Origin of the sequence: Flavobacterium sp. (genome assembly GCF_044357305.1) — a bacterium.
Lineage (GTDB): Bacteria > Bacteroidota > Bacteroidia > Flavobacteriales > Flavobacteriaceae > Flavobacterium.
In genome coordinates this window covers 1-15,550 of the sequence record NZ_JBIKPS010000008.1, presented here as the reverse complement: position 1 = coordinate 15,550, position 15,550 = coordinate 1, and the positions used below count along the sequence as shown (strand labels likewise).

The 15,550-nt window shown below is 33.4% G+C and carries 22 protein-coding genes; 7 read left to right on the top strand and 15 right to left on the bottom strand.

Annotated elements, in window-relative coordinates:
- Positions 1–58: 58 nt before the first annotated feature.
- The 8 genes from ACIQ2J_RS07150 to ACIQ2J_RS07115 all read right to left on the bottom strand — a co-directional run bounded on the left by ACIQ2J_RS07150 (position 59) and on the right by ACIQ2J_RS07115 (position 4,940).
- Positions 59–1,240 (bottom strand): T9SS type A sorting domain-containing protein, encoded by a 1,182-nt coding sequence (locus tag ACIQ2J_RS07150; RefSeq protein WP_396167993.1) that lies wholly within the window; start codon positions 1,238–1,240, stop codon positions 59–61.
- Between the two features lie 137 nt (positions 1,241–1,377).
- Entirely contained in the window at positions 1,378–1,764 is a 387-nt protein-coding gene (locus tag ACIQ2J_RS07145; protein WP_396167991.1) for a DNA topoisomerase IV, read from the bottom strand.
- 27 nt (positions 1,765–1,791) lie between these two features.
- Positions 1,792–2,016 (bottom strand): DUF6095 family protein, encoded by a 225-nt coding sequence (locus ACIQ2J_RS07140; RefSeq protein ID WP_396167989.1) that lies wholly within the window; start codon positions 2,014–2,016, stop codon positions 1,792–1,794.
- A 23-nt stretch (positions 2,017–2,039) separates the two neighbouring features.
- Positions 2,040–2,855 carry an N-acetylmuramic acid 6-phosphate etherase gene (gene murQ / locus ACIQ2J_RS07135; RefSeq protein ID WP_396167987.1) on the bottom strand — a complete coding sequence of 272 codons (816 nt, stop codon included), beginning with the start codon at positions 2,853–2,855 and terminating at the stop codon, positions 2,040–2,042.
- A gap of 5 nt (positions 2,856–2,860) precedes the next feature.
- Positions 2,861–3,202 carry a DUF5615 family PIN-like protein gene (locus ACIQ2J_RS07130; protein ID WP_396167985.1) on the bottom strand — a complete coding sequence of 114 codons (342 nt, stop codon included), beginning with the start codon at positions 3,200–3,202 and terminating at the stop codon, positions 2,861–2,863.
- A 2-nt stretch (positions 3,203–3,204) separates the two neighbouring features.
- Positions 3,205–3,444, bottom strand: a complete 240-nt coding sequence (locus ACIQ2J_RS07125; protein ID WP_396167983.1) for a DUF433 domain-containing protein — start codon at positions 3,442–3,444, stop codon at positions 3,205–3,207.
- Between the two features lie 45 nt (positions 3,445–3,489).
- Entirely contained in the window at positions 3,490–4,158 is a 669-nt protein-coding gene (locus ACIQ2J_RS07120) for a ZIP family metal transporter (protein WP_396167981.1), read from the bottom strand.
- 38 nt (positions 4,159–4,196) lie between these two features.
- On the bottom strand, positions 4,197–4,940 hold the full coding sequence (locus ACIQ2J_RS07115; protein ID WP_396167978.1) for a class I SAM-dependent methyltransferase: 744 nt from the start codon (positions 4,938–4,940) through the stop codon (positions 4,197–4,199).
- A gap of 169 nt (positions 4,941–5,109) precedes the next feature.
- On the opposite strand from ACIQ2J_RS07115, the gene ACIQ2J_RS07110 reads away from it, so the two are divergent.
- The gene (locus ACIQ2J_RS07110) at positions 5,110–6,309 is read left to right on the top strand and encodes a class I SAM-dependent RNA methyltransferase (protein ID WP_396167976.1); all 1,200 of its coding nucleotides are present in this window, start codon (positions 5,110–5,112) and stop codon (positions 6,307–6,309) included.
- A gap of 12 nt (positions 6,310–6,321) precedes the next feature.
- The gene (locus tag ACIQ2J_RS07105; protein ID WP_396167974.1) at positions 6,322–6,558 is read left to right on the top strand and encodes a hypothetical protein; all 237 of its coding nucleotides are present in this window, start codon (positions 6,322–6,324) and stop codon (positions 6,556–6,558) included.
- A gap of 3 nt (positions 6,559–6,561) precedes the next feature.
- Here the strand turns inward: ACIQ2J_RS07105 and ACIQ2J_RS07100 are convergent, their stop codons facing one another.
- The 3 genes from ACIQ2J_RS07100 to ACIQ2J_RS07090 form a co-directional block, all read right to left on the bottom strand.
- Positions 6,562–7,683: a cysteine desulfurase family protein gene (locus ACIQ2J_RS07100; RefSeq protein WP_396167971.1), complete on the bottom strand. Its 1,122-nt coding sequence runs from the start codon at positions 7,681–7,683 to the stop codon at positions 6,562–6,564.
- A gap of 79 nt (positions 7,684–7,762) precedes the next feature.
- Positions 7,763–8,326 (bottom strand): Smr/MutS family protein, encoded by a 564-nt coding sequence (locus tag ACIQ2J_RS07095; protein WP_396167968.1) that lies wholly within the window; start codon positions 8,324–8,326, stop codon positions 7,763–7,765.
- Positions 8,307–8,489, bottom strand: coding sequence for a hypothetical protein (locus tag ACIQ2J_RS07090; RefSeq protein ID WP_396167966.1), 183 nt, complete (start codon positions 8,487–8,489; stop codon positions 8,307–8,309). The genes ACIQ2J_RS07095 and ACIQ2J_RS07090 overlap by 20 nt, the downstream gene beginning before the upstream one ends.
- A gap of 92 nt (positions 8,490–8,581) precedes the next feature.
- Between ACIQ2J_RS07090 and ACIQ2J_RS07085 the strand changes: the two genes are divergently transcribed.
- Both ACIQ2J_RS07085 and ACIQ2J_RS07080 read left to right on the top strand, forming a co-directional pair.
- Positions 8,582–8,863, top strand: a complete 282-nt coding sequence (locus ACIQ2J_RS07085; RefSeq protein WP_396167964.1) for a DUF2752 domain-containing protein — start codon at positions 8,582–8,584, stop codon at positions 8,861–8,863.
- A gap of 20 nt (positions 8,864–8,883) precedes the next feature.
- Positions 8,884–9,216 (top strand): CCC motif membrane protein, encoded by a 333-nt coding sequence (locus tag ACIQ2J_RS07080; protein ID WP_396167962.1) that lies wholly within the window; start codon positions 8,884–8,886, stop codon positions 9,214–9,216.
- 87 nt (positions 9,217–9,303) lie between these two features.
- On the opposite strand, the gene ACIQ2J_RS07075 is transcribed toward ACIQ2J_RS07080, so the two are convergent.
- From ACIQ2J_RS07075 to ACIQ2J_RS07060, 4 genes are all read right to left on the bottom strand, one after another.
- Positions 9,304–9,753, bottom strand: a complete 450-nt coding sequence (locus tag ACIQ2J_RS07075; protein ID WP_396167960.1) for a hypothetical protein — start codon at positions 9,751–9,753, stop codon at positions 9,304–9,306.
- A 36-nt stretch (positions 9,754–9,789) separates the two neighbouring features.
- Positions 9,790–11,070, bottom strand: coding sequence for an ornithine--oxo-acid transaminase (gene rocD, locus ACIQ2J_RS07070; RefSeq protein WP_396167958.1), 1,281 nt, complete (start codon positions 11,068–11,070; stop codon positions 9,790–9,792).
- A gap of 159 nt (positions 11,071–11,229) precedes the next feature.
- Positions 11,230–12,489, bottom strand: a complete 1,260-nt coding sequence (locus tag ACIQ2J_RS07065) for an NRAMP family divalent metal transporter (protein WP_396167955.1) — start codon at positions 12,487–12,489, stop codon at positions 11,230–11,232.
- Positions 12,490–12,542: 53 nt separating this feature from the next.
- The gene (locus tag ACIQ2J_RS07060; RefSeq protein ID WP_396167953.1) at positions 12,543–13,088 is read right to left on the bottom strand and encodes a DUF1697 domain-containing protein; all 546 of its coding nucleotides are present in this window, start codon (positions 13,086–13,088) and stop codon (positions 12,543–12,545) included.
- 153 nt (positions 13,089–13,241) lie between these two features.
- On the opposite strand from ACIQ2J_RS07060, the gene rlmD reads away from it, so the two are divergent.
- From rlmD to ACIQ2J_RS07045, 3 genes are all read left to right on the top strand, one after another.
- Entirely contained in the window at positions 13,242–14,657 is a 1,416-nt protein-coding gene (gene rlmD / locus ACIQ2J_RS07055) for a 23S rRNA (uracil(1939)-C(5))-methyltransferase RlmD (protein ID WP_396167951.1), read from the top strand.
- A gap of 54 nt (positions 14,658–14,711) precedes the next feature.
- Positions 14,712–15,239, top strand: a complete 528-nt coding sequence (locus ACIQ2J_RS07050; RefSeq protein ID WP_396167949.1) for a DUF6452 family protein — start codon at positions 14,712–14,714, stop codon at positions 15,237–15,239.
- On the top strand, positions 15,211–15,550 hold a 340-nt coding region (locus ACIQ2J_RS07045; protein ID WP_396167946.1), incomplete at its 3' end, for a DUF6048 family protein. The genes ACIQ2J_RS07050 and ACIQ2J_RS07045, both read left to right, overlap by 29 nt.

Below are 15,550 nucleotides of genomic sequence, written 5' to 3'. Positions count from 1 at the left end.
GTTGTCTGTTTTATTCTAGCTATCTAGTGTGTTTATATAAGTAAATGGGACTTTAATTTTACTCAATTATTAGTTTTTGAGTACTCTGAATTCCATCATTAAAAGTAAGAGAAATTAAGTAGATACCTTTGGATAGGTTGAATAATTTAATACAATTATTTTTAACTTCCCCAATAGTAACAACATTTCCATATAAATTATAGATTTTATAATTAGAACAAATGTTATCAGATTTTATATATAAATTTTCGTTATTTTTTATAGGATTAGGATACAGTAAAGGTTTTGTATTTGTAGGATTTTCATTATTCATAAAATTGGATGGATCAAATGACCAAACTTCTGAAACTGTTAATCCTCCACACACATAGGCTTTGTTGTTTATTGCAAATGCGAAGCCTCCAACTTTAATGAATGATTCAGGATTAGCACTTTGTGTCCAAGTATTAGTAGTAATATTATACTTATAAAAGAAGTAGTTATTGGTGCCATCAATTATTCCTGTACCAATATAAAAATTATCCCCAATAACAAAGTATAAACAATCATTATATGCATAAGGAGAATTTGCTTTTTGTAGCCAACTATCTGTAGTTATATTATACTCCCATAATTCATCATAAGAGTTGTCTGACGAAGGTAATCCAACATATATTTTATTGTCTGAAATAAAAGAAAATTTCTTGCCTCCAGAAACCAATGTTGAAGGACAGGTTGTTTTTTCTATATAGGTATCTGTTATTGGGTTATATTCCACTATTTTATTCGCTCCAGCTGAAACAAAAATGTAACCTTTTCCATTATAAGAGTGAGAATAAGTGGAATAACCTGTAAAGAAAAACTCATAAATGAAACCAATATTGGATTTTTGCGTCCAAGTAATAGTGTTTAAATCGTATTCAAACATTGTATTTCGTATTTCTCCCGATATTGGATCGGACATTGGAAGACCACCTACAACATAAATTTTAGTTCCAATTGAAAATAGTGCAGCACCTTGTCTAGGAACTCCGGGTAATGTTGCAATTATAGACCAAGAATCATTTGCTTCATCATACTTGTAAATTCGGGTTTTAAATTCTCCATTAACATCATAAGAGATTAAAGCATAGCCTTCGTTATTTATTGTAATACCATTATCTAAATAGCTTTCAATAAAATCATTTTTTTGTGTCCAAGTTTGAGCACGTGAAAAAGTAAATGTTAATAATAATAATAATAAGATTGTAAATTGTTTCATTTTCTATTGATTTAACTCAAATATATAGAAAAATCAATATAATATCTTATTATTATTAAAAAATGCTATTTTTTTATGTTTTTTAATAAGAATTTACTTATATTTTAACAAAAAAAAAATGAATTGAGTATTTTAGATTAATTAATTTTTGTTACTGTTCCGATTTGTTTTTTTGCTTCCCCAACAAAAGAATATTCAAAGGTATAGGTTTTGTCTTTGGTTGTCAAGATTCGCATACTGATTGCTTTTCGTTCGGCCATATTTCTCGGGTGTAATTTTTGAAGTATGAATTCGTAATCGTTAACCCAACGCACAGAAGCGGTATCGGTTCTGCCTTTGTAGGTTTCAATTTGAAGTTTGTCGGTTCTTTCGAAAGTGGTGATTTCTTTTTTGCCGTTGGTTTCTTGTGTGAATTCAAATTTACCAGTTTTAAAATCTTTAGGGTTGCACTCTTGTTGTTTTTGGCAAGAGAAAAGTGCAAAAGAAATTAAAACATATTTTAGTTTAGAAATTGTTATTGCCATTGAAATTGAAATTGATTTTTGAAATTGTTATTTATCATTAAAAAGAGCATCCGTCATTGTTTTTAAACCTTTGAAAGCCAAAAAAACGGATACCAAACAAACGGTACATCCAATGGTAAGTACTAAATAATGCCAATTATTTTGTTTGTTCATAAAAGCATTATACATGATGCTTGGGCCAATAAACATTAAGGGTAATGCTCCAAATAGGTATTTTATTCCTTTAGCTAGTAACTCTTTGTTGGTTGCCATTTTTTGGTTTGTTTAATATTATATTATTTGGAGAGAAAACTCTCTACCGCTTTTCGTACACTTCCGTGTTGTTTTAGTAATTCGCTTGCTTTTTCATAGGACACTGGAATTTCTCCCATGATCATTTTCACACCTCGATCTACCAATTTGTCGTTACTCAATTGCATATCGACCATTTTGTTTCCTTTTACTTTTCCGAGTTGTATCATTGTTGCGGTTGAAATCATGTTTAAAACCAATTTCTGAGCCGTTCCCGCTTTCATTCGGGAACTTCCTGTTACAAATTCGGGTCCCACTACCACCACAACTGGATATTGCGCAGTTAGTGCTAACGGACTTCCTTCGTTACAAGTAATGCAACCTGTGGTTATATTATTTTCGTTGCAACGTTCCAATCCTGCAATTACATAAGGAGTTGTTCCAGATGCTGCAATACCAATTACAACATCATTTTCATTAATGTTGTGCTCCAATAAATCGCTCCAGGCTTTTGTTGTATTATCTTCGGCATTTTCAACGGCTCTGCGAATGGCTTTGTCGCCACCAGCAATAATTCCGTTTACTAAATCAAATCGAACGCCAAAGGTTGGAGGACATTCGGAAGCATCTACAATTCCTAATCTGCCAGAAGTTCCAGCGCCAATATAGAAAAGTCTTCCACCCAATTTCATTTTCTCAACAACTTTAGAAACTAAAAGTTCTATTTGATGTAACGCTTTTTCTACTGCTAACGGAACCGTTTTGTCTTCTTTATTAATGTTAGATAACAAATCGGCAACCGACATTTTTTCTAAATTGTCGTGTTTGGAGGATTGTTCGGTGGTTTTAGTGAAGTTCATTTTTGTTATTTGATGCATTCAATATGTTTCTCTTTTGCAATAATCATTCTATTATTTTCAATTTCAACAACTATTTTATACCAATTAATTTCAAAATAAGCATACAATTGTTTTAAAGAATAATTGCCCAATTGAAAATAAATCACTTTAGGACTTTTTTCAGAAACTAAAAACTTATTAAAAAAATCAACGTCTTTTGTGAGGATAATTAAATTGTATTCAAGTGCATAATTCCATATTTCAGTATCGGTCATTTTTAAATTAATATCCGATACAAATTCAAAATGCTCCTTATTGAAATAACTAAAATATTTGGGTAAATTTACATCTACTAAAAAAGAATTCATAATTAACTGGCTAATTGAATATCGTTTTTTGAAGTAGTTAAGTTTTTTAAAGCGAATGCAATAGCCGCTTGAATATCTTCTTTTTCTAGAAAAGGATAGGCAGTAATAATTTCGTCTATAGTATCTCCAGCAGAAAGATATTGTAAAATAGTTTCTACCGTAATTCGCATTCCTCTTATGGTTGGTTTGCCATTACATAAATCAGGATTTATTGTAATTCTTTCTAATACAGAAGTTTCCATTTTTTTTTCTTTTTACAAAGTTAATAAAATTTTTAATAGTTTTTTTTATAAAAAACTCGCCAATACTATCCCTAAAACAATCACCGAAATTTTAGCAATATTAAATTTATGTCCTTCACTACTTTCAAAAATAATTGTGGAAGAAATATGAAACAGGATTCCAATTACCACTGCGGTTATCTCGGTATAATAGTCGTTTACTATTGGAAAAGTATCCGAAACCAAAGTTCCTAATGGTGTCATTATTGCAAAAGTTAGCATGAATAAGAACAATGCAGTTTTATTCAATTGAGCATGCAGGAAAAAAGTCGTCAAGATAATGGCAATAGGCAAGTGATGAACAGCAATTCCTATGGCTAAATCATGGTGGTGTCCTACAGGAAAACCTTCCAAGAATGCGTGAATGCACAAACTGATGAAAAGCAACCAAGGCATTTGTGTCATTTTATCGTGACCGTGAACATGACCGTGCTCGGCACCTTTGGAGAAAAATTCTAAAATGATTTGAAATAAAATGCCAACCATAATGAATATTCCCACTTTTGGATTACCACTTTCATAAACATCCGGTAGCAAGTGCATCACGGTTAACGAAAGCAAAAACGAACCACTAAATGCCAATAGCAATTTTAGATTCTTTTTGTCTTGGGGTTTTATCCAAAGTGCAATAGAAAATCCAAGTAAAACGGATAATAAAGGTAATATGTAGTTCATTTTTAAAGTCTATATTCTATTCTCTAGGTTCTATTTTCTTACTTAAAAATCATTATCAGCCTTTCACTGACTTTTTTATGGTATTTTTTTAATTTGTAATCGCCAAAAGTATCCAATAAATAAATCCCAGCTTCTTCCATCATTTGTGTAAAATCTTCTAGCGTTAAGGCTCTTACTTTTTCGGTATAATGAAATTTTTGACCTTGATCTTCAAAATCAATTTCCTTAATGATATAACCATCCAAAAGGTAGCGTTTCAAATGAAAGTCAATTGCATCTACCGTTTTGGTTTCTTCGGCAACTAAATTATCCAATACAAATGGCACATTCATAAAGTCGATAACTGCAAATCCATATTCAGAAAGGTTTTCTTTGATAGCAATTAAGGTTTTTAAATTGTCTTCTTCTTTATCAAAATAACCGAAACTGGTAAACAAATTAAAAACGGCATCAAACTTATCTTCCAAAGGCTCTCGCATATCGTGCACCTCAAAATGTAAGGTTTCATTTGCATTTTTATTAGCGACTTCAATGCTGTTTTCGGATAAATCTACTCCCAAAACAGTAAATCCTAATTGGTTTAAATAAATTGAGTGTCGTCCTTTGCCACAAGCTAAATCCAACACTTTGGCGTGGTCGGGCAAGTTTAGGTAATGGGTCAAATTATCCATGAAAATCTGTGCTTCACGGTAGTTTCGATCTTTATATAAAATATGATAATAAGGCGTATCAAACCAAGAGGCGAACCAAGTATTGGTTTTTGAATTTGTATTTTCTGACATTTATCTTTTCAAATGAATTCTTAACCTACAAATTTAGTGTATTTTTGCCGAAGAAAATATAAACAGAGGGTTTGACTTTTGGGACTTTGTAATTTAAACACAAATGACACCTAAGATAAACAAAAGTAGCAAGAGAAACTTTTGTGACTTTTGTGGTAAAAAAATAAGGATGGAAAATTTTAAAATGATTGCCAAAACCTTTTTTGGTTTTGAAGAAATACTAGCCAAAGAGTTACAACAATTGGGTGCTCAAGAGGTAGAAATAGGAACTAGAATGGTTGGTTTTAAAGGTGATAAAGGGTTTATGTACAAAGCCAATTTGTCGTTGCGTACTGCCTTGAAAATCTTGAAACCCATTTATTATTTCCGAGCAAAAACCGATGCGTTGTTGTACAAAGGCATCCAAGGAATTGATTGGAGCAAATATTTGAACGCCAATCAAACCTTTGTTATTGATACCACAATCCATTCGGATCATTTTAAACATTCGCAATTTGTTTCGCAAAAAGTAAAAGATGCTATTGTAGATCAGTTTCGCGATAAAACTGGGCAACGACCTAGCGTAGATAAAGATTTCCCCGATTTAAGAATTAACATCCATATCGATAAAGATCAAATTTCGGTAGCGTTAGATACTTCTGGAGCATCCTTGCACCATAGAGGATACAGAACGGCAACGAATATTGCGCCTATAAACGAAGTTTTGGCAGCAGGAATGTTGATGTTGGCAGGTTGGGAAGGCAAAACCGATTTGCTGGATCCAATGTGTGGTTCGGGAACTATTTTGGCGGAAGCCGCTATGATTGCTTGTAATATTCCAGCAAACATCAACCGAAAAGAATTTGCTTTCGAAAAATGGAACGATTGGGATAACGACCTTTTCGATCAAATTATTGATGCTTTAATAAAACGCACTCGTGAATTTCATTATTCGATAAAAGGTTTTGATAAAGCGCCAAGTGCTGTAGAAAAAGCGAAAGCCAATATTAAAAACGCTAATTTGGACGATTATATAACCATTGACCAAAAGAATTTCTTTGATACCGAAAAAGAAACTTCTGGACCTTTGCAAATGGTTTTCAATCCACCTTATGGGGAGCGTTTGGATATTGATTTAGAGCGTTTTTACCGAGAAATGGGCGACACCATGAAGCAACATTATCCGGGAACCAATGCTTGGTTTATTACTGCTAATTTAGAAGCCTTGAAATTTGTAGGATTAAAACCTTCTAGAAAAATTAAATTATTCAACGGAAGTCTGGAAGCACGTTTGGTGAAATATGAAATGTACGAAGGCAGCAAACGAACCAAATTTCAAATTGAAAAAGAAGAAGAAACCGAAGAGGATTCTAGTTTAGATTTCAAATAAAAAATTACAAATATGTCTAAAAGAACAAAATCATTTGTTTACAACCTTATAGGTTTTGCATTATTTTTCATTCCGTTGCAAGCAGTTTTAACCCGTTTCACCAACTTAACCGGATTGTGGATTCCGATGACGGCTTTTGTAATTGGAACTATTTTAGCGCCAAAGTTTCAAGCCGTTCGAACCAAAGACGGAGAGAAATTATTTATGAAATGGCTTTTTGTAAAAGGAGTAAAGGAGATTAAAAGGTAATTTCTAAATCCCTCTCAACCCATCAATTAAAGCATCAATATCTTCTTTGGTATTATAATGGCTAAAAGAGATTCGTAAACTCGGTTTTTTCAAATCTTCGTCTGCTAGAATTTCTGCTAAAACGTGGGATGGTTTTACACTACCACTTTGGCAAGCACTTCCGCGAGAAACCGCAATGCCTTTCATATCCAAATTAAATAAAATCATGGCAGTTTTTTCTTCCGAAAAAGGCAACAATACATTTAAGATATTATAAAAAGTGTCTACTCCGTTAGTTTTTATTTCTGGAAAATTAGTTTGCAATAACGTAGAACAATAAGTTTTCAAGTCAGCAATATAATTTCTTTCGGCATCCAAATGTTCGTAGGATAATTCCAAGGCCTTAGCCATTCCTGCTACTTGGTGCACCGCTTCGGTTCCTGCACGAAGTCCTTTTTCTTGTTCTCCTCCAAATAAAAACGGTTGTAAGAGCATCCCTTTTTTTACGTAAGCAAATCCAACGCCTTTCGGTCCGTGGAATTTATGGGCACTAGCCACAATGAAATCTACAGGTAATTCGTGTAAATTGAATTCATTTTTTCCAACAGATTGCACAGTGTCACAATGGAAAAGAGCATGATGCTGGTGGCAAATTCTCCCTGTTTTTTCAATGTCTAAAACGGTTCCAATTTCATTGTTTACGTGCATTAAGGTAACTAAAGTTTTTACCTCTTTAGAAAGTAAATTCACTAAATGAGTTGTGTCAATGGCTCCGGATGGAAGCGTATTCACAAAATCAACTTCAATTCCGTATTGTTTTTGCAAATACTTAACCGTGTACAAAGTGGCATGGTGTTCCATTTTGTTTGTAATGATGCGTTGAACGTGTAAGTCTTTTACAGCGCTTTTAAGAATCCAATTAGTAGCTTCAGTGGCATTGGAAGTAAAAATAATTTCTTGCGCAGCACAGCCAAGAAGTTTGGCAATCGTTTTACGGGAAGTTTCCATAATGTTTTTAGCACTTCGCCCGAAACTATGGGTAGAAGAGGGGTTTCCAAAATCATTTTGAAGTACCTGCATCATTTCGGTTATCACTTCTTCCCTAAGCGGAGTTGTTGCTGCATTATCGAGATATATCTTTTTCATGTATGCTTTTTTTATTTATTATTCCAAAACCTAGAACCCAAAACCTAAAACCCAGAACCCAAATCCCAGAACCCAAAACCTATCTCACGTTCTGCTTAAAATAAACCTCGGTTGCTCCCAAACCATATTTTTGATAATTGGCATCTTGAAAGGAAATTCCTTCGTATCGGTTTAACATAAAATCGAGTTCGGCTTTCAAAACGCCTTCGCCAACACCATGTATAAAGACAATTTTCGGAATGCGATTTCGCATCGCAAATTCCACATGTCTTTTGGCGGTTTCGGTTTGAATTGTAAGGATGTCATAGTTGCTCATTCCTCTTGAATTTTTCACCAATTTTTCAATGTGCAAATCAAATTCTGGAACGCCTCTTTCTACTTTATCCGACTTGAAAGTAGGGGTGTTATACTTTTTTACAGGCTGTGTGTCAATGTTTATCTTTGATAAAGTATCACTTTTTGTAATGTTATTTAAGTCGTTGGATTTGTTTATTTTAACTAATTCGTTGACAAAATAAGTCATCATAAATTTGTCGGTTGTTTCTATAGTAATTTCGTTATTTTTAACCGCTATCACTATACCATCTAAAGCCTCATCCAACACCGAAACGGTGTCCCCAATATTAAATATCTTTATGCTCATCTTCGGTGTCTTTAGGTGGGATTTTAGCAGATAATTTTACCATTCCAAACATAAAAACTACTAGTGCAATACAGGTAATTATTACATTCGGTTTGGGTGTGTTTTGTTCGTAGAATGCAACAAAAATTGCAGCAATCATTATTAGAAAGAAAATCTTTTTCATAGGGTTATTTAAAAAATCAAAAATAGAAAACTTATATTAGATTGTTGGATTTTAAAAAAATTATTTGTAAAATTGTGTACTGATTTATAAAAATGGAATATTACATGTTGCCTTGTGTGTTTAAAAAAATGTTCGGAATTGATTGTATTGGTTGTGGTATTCAACGATCATTTGATCTAGTTATTCATGGTCAATTTTCGGCTGCTTTTAAAATGTTTCCTGCAATTTATACTACATTTCTTTTAATCTTCTCAATAGCACTTTTTATAATAGACAGAAAACACAATTATCAAAAAATAGTAATTTCTTTAGCAATTGCCAATGCAGTTATTATGATAGTTTCGTACGTTTACAAGATGAGATTTATTTACTAATTTATAAAAACTAAAAAAAAATGGAAAATCAAAAATTACCTAATGCCACCGCAGTCTTAGTACTCGGAATTTTATCAATTTTAACCTGTTGTTGTTATGGCCTTTTTGGTCTTGCTTTAGGCATTATCGCATTGGTTTTAGCAAGTAAAGATATGAGATTATACAAAGAATCTCCTGAGAAATTCATAAACTACAAAAACTTAAATGTTGGTCGAATACTTGCTATTATTGGAATTGTTTTAAATGTATTATCCTTAGTTTATTTTATTGTTATTATCAGTATGATTGGAATGGATGCTCTACAAAATCCTGCTTTGTTACAAGAGAAAATTAAACAAATGCAAGGTTTATAATTTTAAATTTACCTAAATTGAAAATCCGTCAAATTTGAAACTTAAGTTTTTAATTTGACGGATTTTTCTTATGTTTAAATATTTTATTTAAAACCTTGAAGCAGCTATTCCGCTCGTAGCGAAAAATACAATTATTCCAATTATTAATAAAAAATACAAAGAAATAAGAATAATAATTGAAATTCCAAGGTACTTATGGTGGGATTTTAAGTATCCTAAAGCTGTAGCAACCAAATCAGAATTTGATGCAAGTAACGCATTTTTCATATCAGATGCATATTTGTATAGATAATAAATTGGCGCAAAGTACAGGGCAGCCATTACTATGTAAATAATTGATATTAATCCTTTCATATTGCCAAAAGGACCGGGTGTTTCAGGTAACATCGACATGACAGAGGTCATCATAATTGCTCCTAAAATCATAAAAGCAATTCCAATAAACCCCATGATTGCTAAAAACATAGACCATTTGGCACTAGTTTTTAAAGCATCTACAGCTTGCTCGTTTAATTCAATTTTAGATATATTTTCCATAAATTATTAATAATTGGTTAGTTATTTGGTAAGAATTTACTCCTCAAATTGTTTTAAAGTTGTAATAATAATAGAAACACAATCTAATAATTGCTCCTCGTTCATTACTAAAGGCGGTGCAAAACGAATGATGTTTCCATGGGTTGGTTTGGCTAACAGGCCATTATCTCTTAAAGCCATGCAGATATTCCAAGCGGTATCACTTTCTTCGGTGTCGTTAATAACGATTGCATTAAGCAATCCTTTTCCACGAACCAAAGTTGCAATAGTGGATGTTTTTATAAATTCTCCAATTTTTTCACGGAATAATTTTCCTAGTTTTCTAGCATTTTGTGATAAATTTTCCTCATTAACTACATCTAAAGCAGCAATTGCAACCGCTCCAGCAATTGGGTTTCCGCCAAAAGTAGATCCGTGTTGGCCAGGTTTAATAACATTCATAATAGCATCATTTGCTAATACTGCCGAAACCGGATAAGCCCCGCCAGACAATGCTTTGCCAAGAATTAAGATATCTGGAGCAACATAAGTAGCTTGTTTTTCGCAGGCATTTTCACAGTTACAATTTCCACAAACGGCCAATATTGATCCAGTTCTTGCAATTCCGGTTTGTACTTCATCTGCAATAAACAAAACGTTGTGTGCCGCGCAAAGTGCTTTGGCTTTCGCCAAATAATCCTCAGCCGGAACATATACTCCAGCTTCCCCTTGAATAGGCTCTACAAGGAAACCAGCTATGTTTTTAGTTGATTTAAGCACAGCATCTAAAGCTTCGATGTCATCGTAAGGTATTTTGATAAATCCTGCTGTGTAAGGACCAAAATTCTTTCTAGCGTTTTCATCGTTTGAAAAAGAAATAATAGTGGTTGTTCTTCCATGAAAGTTACCATCACAAACAATTATTTGCGCTTCATTTTCGGGGATTCCTTTTTTCTCGTAAGCCCATTTTCTACATAATTTCAAAGCAGTTTCTACCGCTTCGGCTCCAGTGTTCATCGGCAGTACTTTATCAAAACCAAAATAATCAGTCACATATTTTTCGTAAGCACCTAATTTGTCATTATAAAAAGCACGCGAAGTTAAAGTCAAAGTTTGCGCTTGCTCTATCATGGCATTCACAATTTTTGGATGGCAATGCCCTTGGTTTACAGCCGAGTAAGCAGAAAGGAAATCATAGTATTTTTTACCTTCTACATCCCAAACATAAACCCCTTTTCCTTTGCTAAGCACAACGGGTAGCGGATGGTAGTTGTGCGCTCCATATTTTTCTTCTAAAGCGATAGCTTCGGCAGAACTCATTTTTTCTAAAACTGACATATTATTTGTTTTTTATCTGTACTAAAAACAGATTTTTTTGGTAAAACTGCCATTCCTTCTTTTGGAGAGAAATCATCCTATGTAGCAAAAATATAAAAATTTATTGCGATAATCGAAAAAATAAAAGCAAAAATTTATTAATTATACAATGCTCTGAAATCAATTTCCTGCAAATTGTAAGTAAATTAAAACCACTGAGGCCGAAGTCATTATTACTAAAGTTGTAAATCCTAGAATGTTAGATTTTCTGCTATTCGTGAATTCTCCCATTACTTTTTTATTGTTCGAAATATGTAAAATAATAGCTATTAAAACTGGGGCAGTCAGGCCATAGAGTATTGCAGTGTAAATTAAAGCTTTAACTGGAGAAATGCCAATATAGTTTAGAGACAAACCTAAAATTAAGGAGATAGCCATAACAATATAAAAGGCTTTTGCTTCTTGAAATTTCTTATCTAACCCTTGTTGCCATCCAAAAGTTTCGGTTATTATATAAGACAATGAACCACTTAAAACTGGAATTGCCAATAGGCCGGTTCCGATTATTCCGACAGCAAAAAGCAAATAAGCAAAATTTCCCGCAATTGGTTTTAGTGCTGCTGCAGCTTGTTCTACGGTATCAATTTGGTGGATTCCTGCTTTGTATAAAACAGTTCCGGTTGTTAGAATTATGAAAAACATAACTACACCCGAGAAAGACATTCCAAAATCGACATCTTGCTGCATATTTTGGATTACTTTTTTATCAACTATTAGGTGTTTTTTCTTGTGACTCATTTCCTCTACTTCCATTGAGGCTTGCCAAAAGAAAAGATAAGGAGATATGGTGGTTCCTAAAATACCTACTAAAACGCTAATAAATTCTTTGTTGAATTGAATTGTTGGAATGACCGTATTCTTAGCAATATCCAACCAATCTTGGTGGCATAAAAAAGGAACTATTAGATATACTAAAAGCACCATACATAAATATTTTAAAGTTGCCGCAATCTTTTGATAAGGTAAATAAATAATTAAAAATAACAGCAGAATAGTAAAAAATATACTGAAATAAATTGCATGTATTTTTGGAAAAAGTAAATTTCCTACAGCTCCCATTCCTGCAATATCGGCTCCAATATTCATAACAATAGCAGGAAAACTAAACAACAACATCAAATACAAAATAGGTCTTGGATAATGTTTTTTTAGTGCTCCTGTCAAGCCTTGCGAAGTTACCAATCCAATTTTAGCACACATTTGCTGAATAGTAGCCATTAAAGGAAAAGCAATTAAAGAAGTCCATAAAGTAGTTAAACCAAAGGCAGCCCCCGCTTGCGAATACGTAGCGATTCCAGACGGGTCATCATCGCTTGCTCCCGTTATTAATCCGGGACCTAGTACTTTCCAAAAACGCTGCAAGGCATTAGTTTTTTTCAATTGGTTATGCTAATTAATGAGATTGTCTACTAATGAAATAGAAAATAAAGGTACTAAATTGTCTCGAATAATTCAAATAATTTATTCACCGTATTCCAATTCCGGATGGTAGAAATAACATTCAATTTCTTTTCAATATAGTTGTTGTCCAATCTTGTTTTGGCTGGCGATATAGCGTATTTTATATAAATTCTGCTTTCGTCAATATTCACTTCATCAGGTTTGATATTGCTTATTTTCAAGTCGTGAATGTGATCACTTTTCAAAACCATAGAAACAAAAGAAACATACAATTTCTTGGTGTCTACTTCTTTTTCTTTCAAAAACGGATTGGTTGTCAAGCACGTTTCCAAATCTTTTTTGCCAATAACCACCACAGGAACATCGTGTCCGAAGGTTTTATAAATTTCTTGTTTGATTAGAAAACCAACTTTACTCGGACTTTCTTCTGGGGTAGAAACAAACACGTTTCCCGATTGGATGTAAGTCACCACATTAGTAAATCCGATGGATTCTAGTGCTGTTTTCAAAGCATCCATTTTAATCATGTTGTGACCGGATACGTTAATGCCGCGAAGGAGTGCTAGGTGCGTTTTCATTGGAAAAATCTTTTGCCAAAGATACTATTTTCTTGTACTTTAAAGTATTGTTTTGATTCGTAACTAATTTTGAAAGTTACTTTAGTTCAAAAGATTTCTTATTTTTTTCTAAAACCCAATCCAAAAAACATTTCAATAGTTTATTTTTGCCCCATGGGAAAAAAGAAAACAGACAAAGTTATTTTTGAAAACGTTACCGTGCTGGATGCTGGTGCCAAAGGAGTTTCGGTTGCTAAAGCGCCAGAAGGACAAGTAATTTTTATACCAAATGTGGTGCCTGGCGATGTGGTAGATGTGCAAACTTTAAAGAAACGCAAATCGTATTACGAAGGAAAAGCCATAAAATTTCATTCCTTTTCGGAAAACAGAATCGAGCCTGTATGCCAACATTTTGGTGCCTGTGGCGGTTGCAAATGGCAGAATATGAAATACGAGCAACAGTTATTCTATAAAAATCAAGAAGTTTATAACAACCTAAAAAGAATTGGCAAAATAGAATTGCCTGCTTTCGAGCCTATTATGGCATCGGAAAAACAATTCTTTTATAGAAATAAAATGGAGTTTGGATTTTCGGATACCCGATGGCTGAACGAAACCGAAATCCAATCGGAAGACCAAACCTTAAGCAAACAACCTGCTTTGGGTTTTCATATTCCAAGAATGTGGGATAAGATTTTAGATATTGAAAAATGCCATTTGCAAGAAGATCCATCCAACGAAATTCGAAATGCTATTAAAGAATTTGCTGTTGCCAATAACATGACGTTTTTTAACGCCCGCAACCACGAAGGTTTGTTGCGAACGTTGATGATTCGAACTGCTTCTACCGGTGAAATTATGGTTTTGATTCAGTTTTTTGAAAACGATAAAGACAACCGCGAATTGCTAATGGATTTTATTCACAAGAAATTCCCACAAATTACGTCTTTACAATATGTAATTAACAGCAAAGCCAACGATACTTTGTACGATCAAAACATCAAATTATATAAAGGTAGAGATTACATTTTGGAAGAAATGGAAGGCTTGCAATTCAGCATTAACGCCAAATCCTTCTACCAAACCAATTCCGATCAAGCTTATGAATTGTATAAAATCACTAGAGATTTCGCCGGTTTAACCGGCAACGAAGTAGTATATGATTTATATACTGGAACGGGAACGATAGCGCAATTTGTATCCAAAAAAGCAAAAAAAGTAATTGGAGTTGAAGCCGTTCCAGAAGCCATCGCCGATGCAAAAGAAAATGCCAAACGCAATGCAATTACCAACTGTGATTTTTATGTTGGGGATATGAAAAACGTTTTCAACGAAGAATTTATAGCCCAACACGGCACGCCAGATGTAATTATTACTGACCCTCCAAGAGACGGAATGCACAAAGACGTTGTGGAAATGTTATTAAAAACAAATGCTCCGAAAATTGTTTATGTAAGTTGTAATTCGGCTACTCAAGCAAGAGATTTAGCCTTAATGGATGAAAAATACAAAGTAACACGTGTGCGACCTGTAGATATGTTCCCACAAACGCATCACGTGGAAAATGTTGTACTTTTGGAACTTAGATAGTTATTAGTGATCAGTGTTCAGTGCTCAGTTTTCAAAATGGAATAAATTAAATTTATGAAAAAGATATTTTTAGTATTACTAATTGCATTTTCCTTATCTTCTTGTGAGAAAGATGATATTTGCGATGCTGCGACCTCCACTACTCCAAGATTGGTAATAGAGTTTTATGACAGTCTAATAGCAACGCCAACTTTGAAAAATCTAACTAATTTGAAGGCAGTTGCTTCAGGAATGTCAGATGGTGTAGTTTTTAATAGTTCATTATCTGTTACAAATCCTTTGCGATATTTAACAAATGCTAGTAAAATATACCTTCCTTTAGATCCATCTGCAAGCACAACAACTTATACTTTGACGAATAATTTTGGTGATACAACCGCAAATGCAGATGTACTAACAATTAATTATACCAAAAAAGAAGTGTATGTTTCTAGAGCCTGTGGGTATAAATATTTATTTAATCTAACGAATACTAATACCAACATCCTTACACCAGATACTGACAATTGGATTAAAAATATCATCATAGTAAAACCTAATCTCGAAACCGAAAATGAAGTCCACATTAAAATATACTTTTAGTTTATGCTTGGTGCTGTGCTCGTTTTTAGTAACTGCACAAGAAACAACTACTGTTCAAGATTCTAGTGCAATAAAAAAAGATAGTATTAAGCCTAAAACCGAGCGCTATGGCTTGCGTCTTGGGGTGGATTTGTTTAAACTAACCCGTTCTCTATATGATAAAAATTATAAGGGATTGGAACTAGTTGGAGATTTTAAATTTACTCGTAAGCATTATTTAGCCGCCGAAATTGGAAACGAAAATAAAACGGTTGCCGACGATCAATTAAATTTTACCACTAAAGGAACCTATATTAAAGTAGGATTTGATT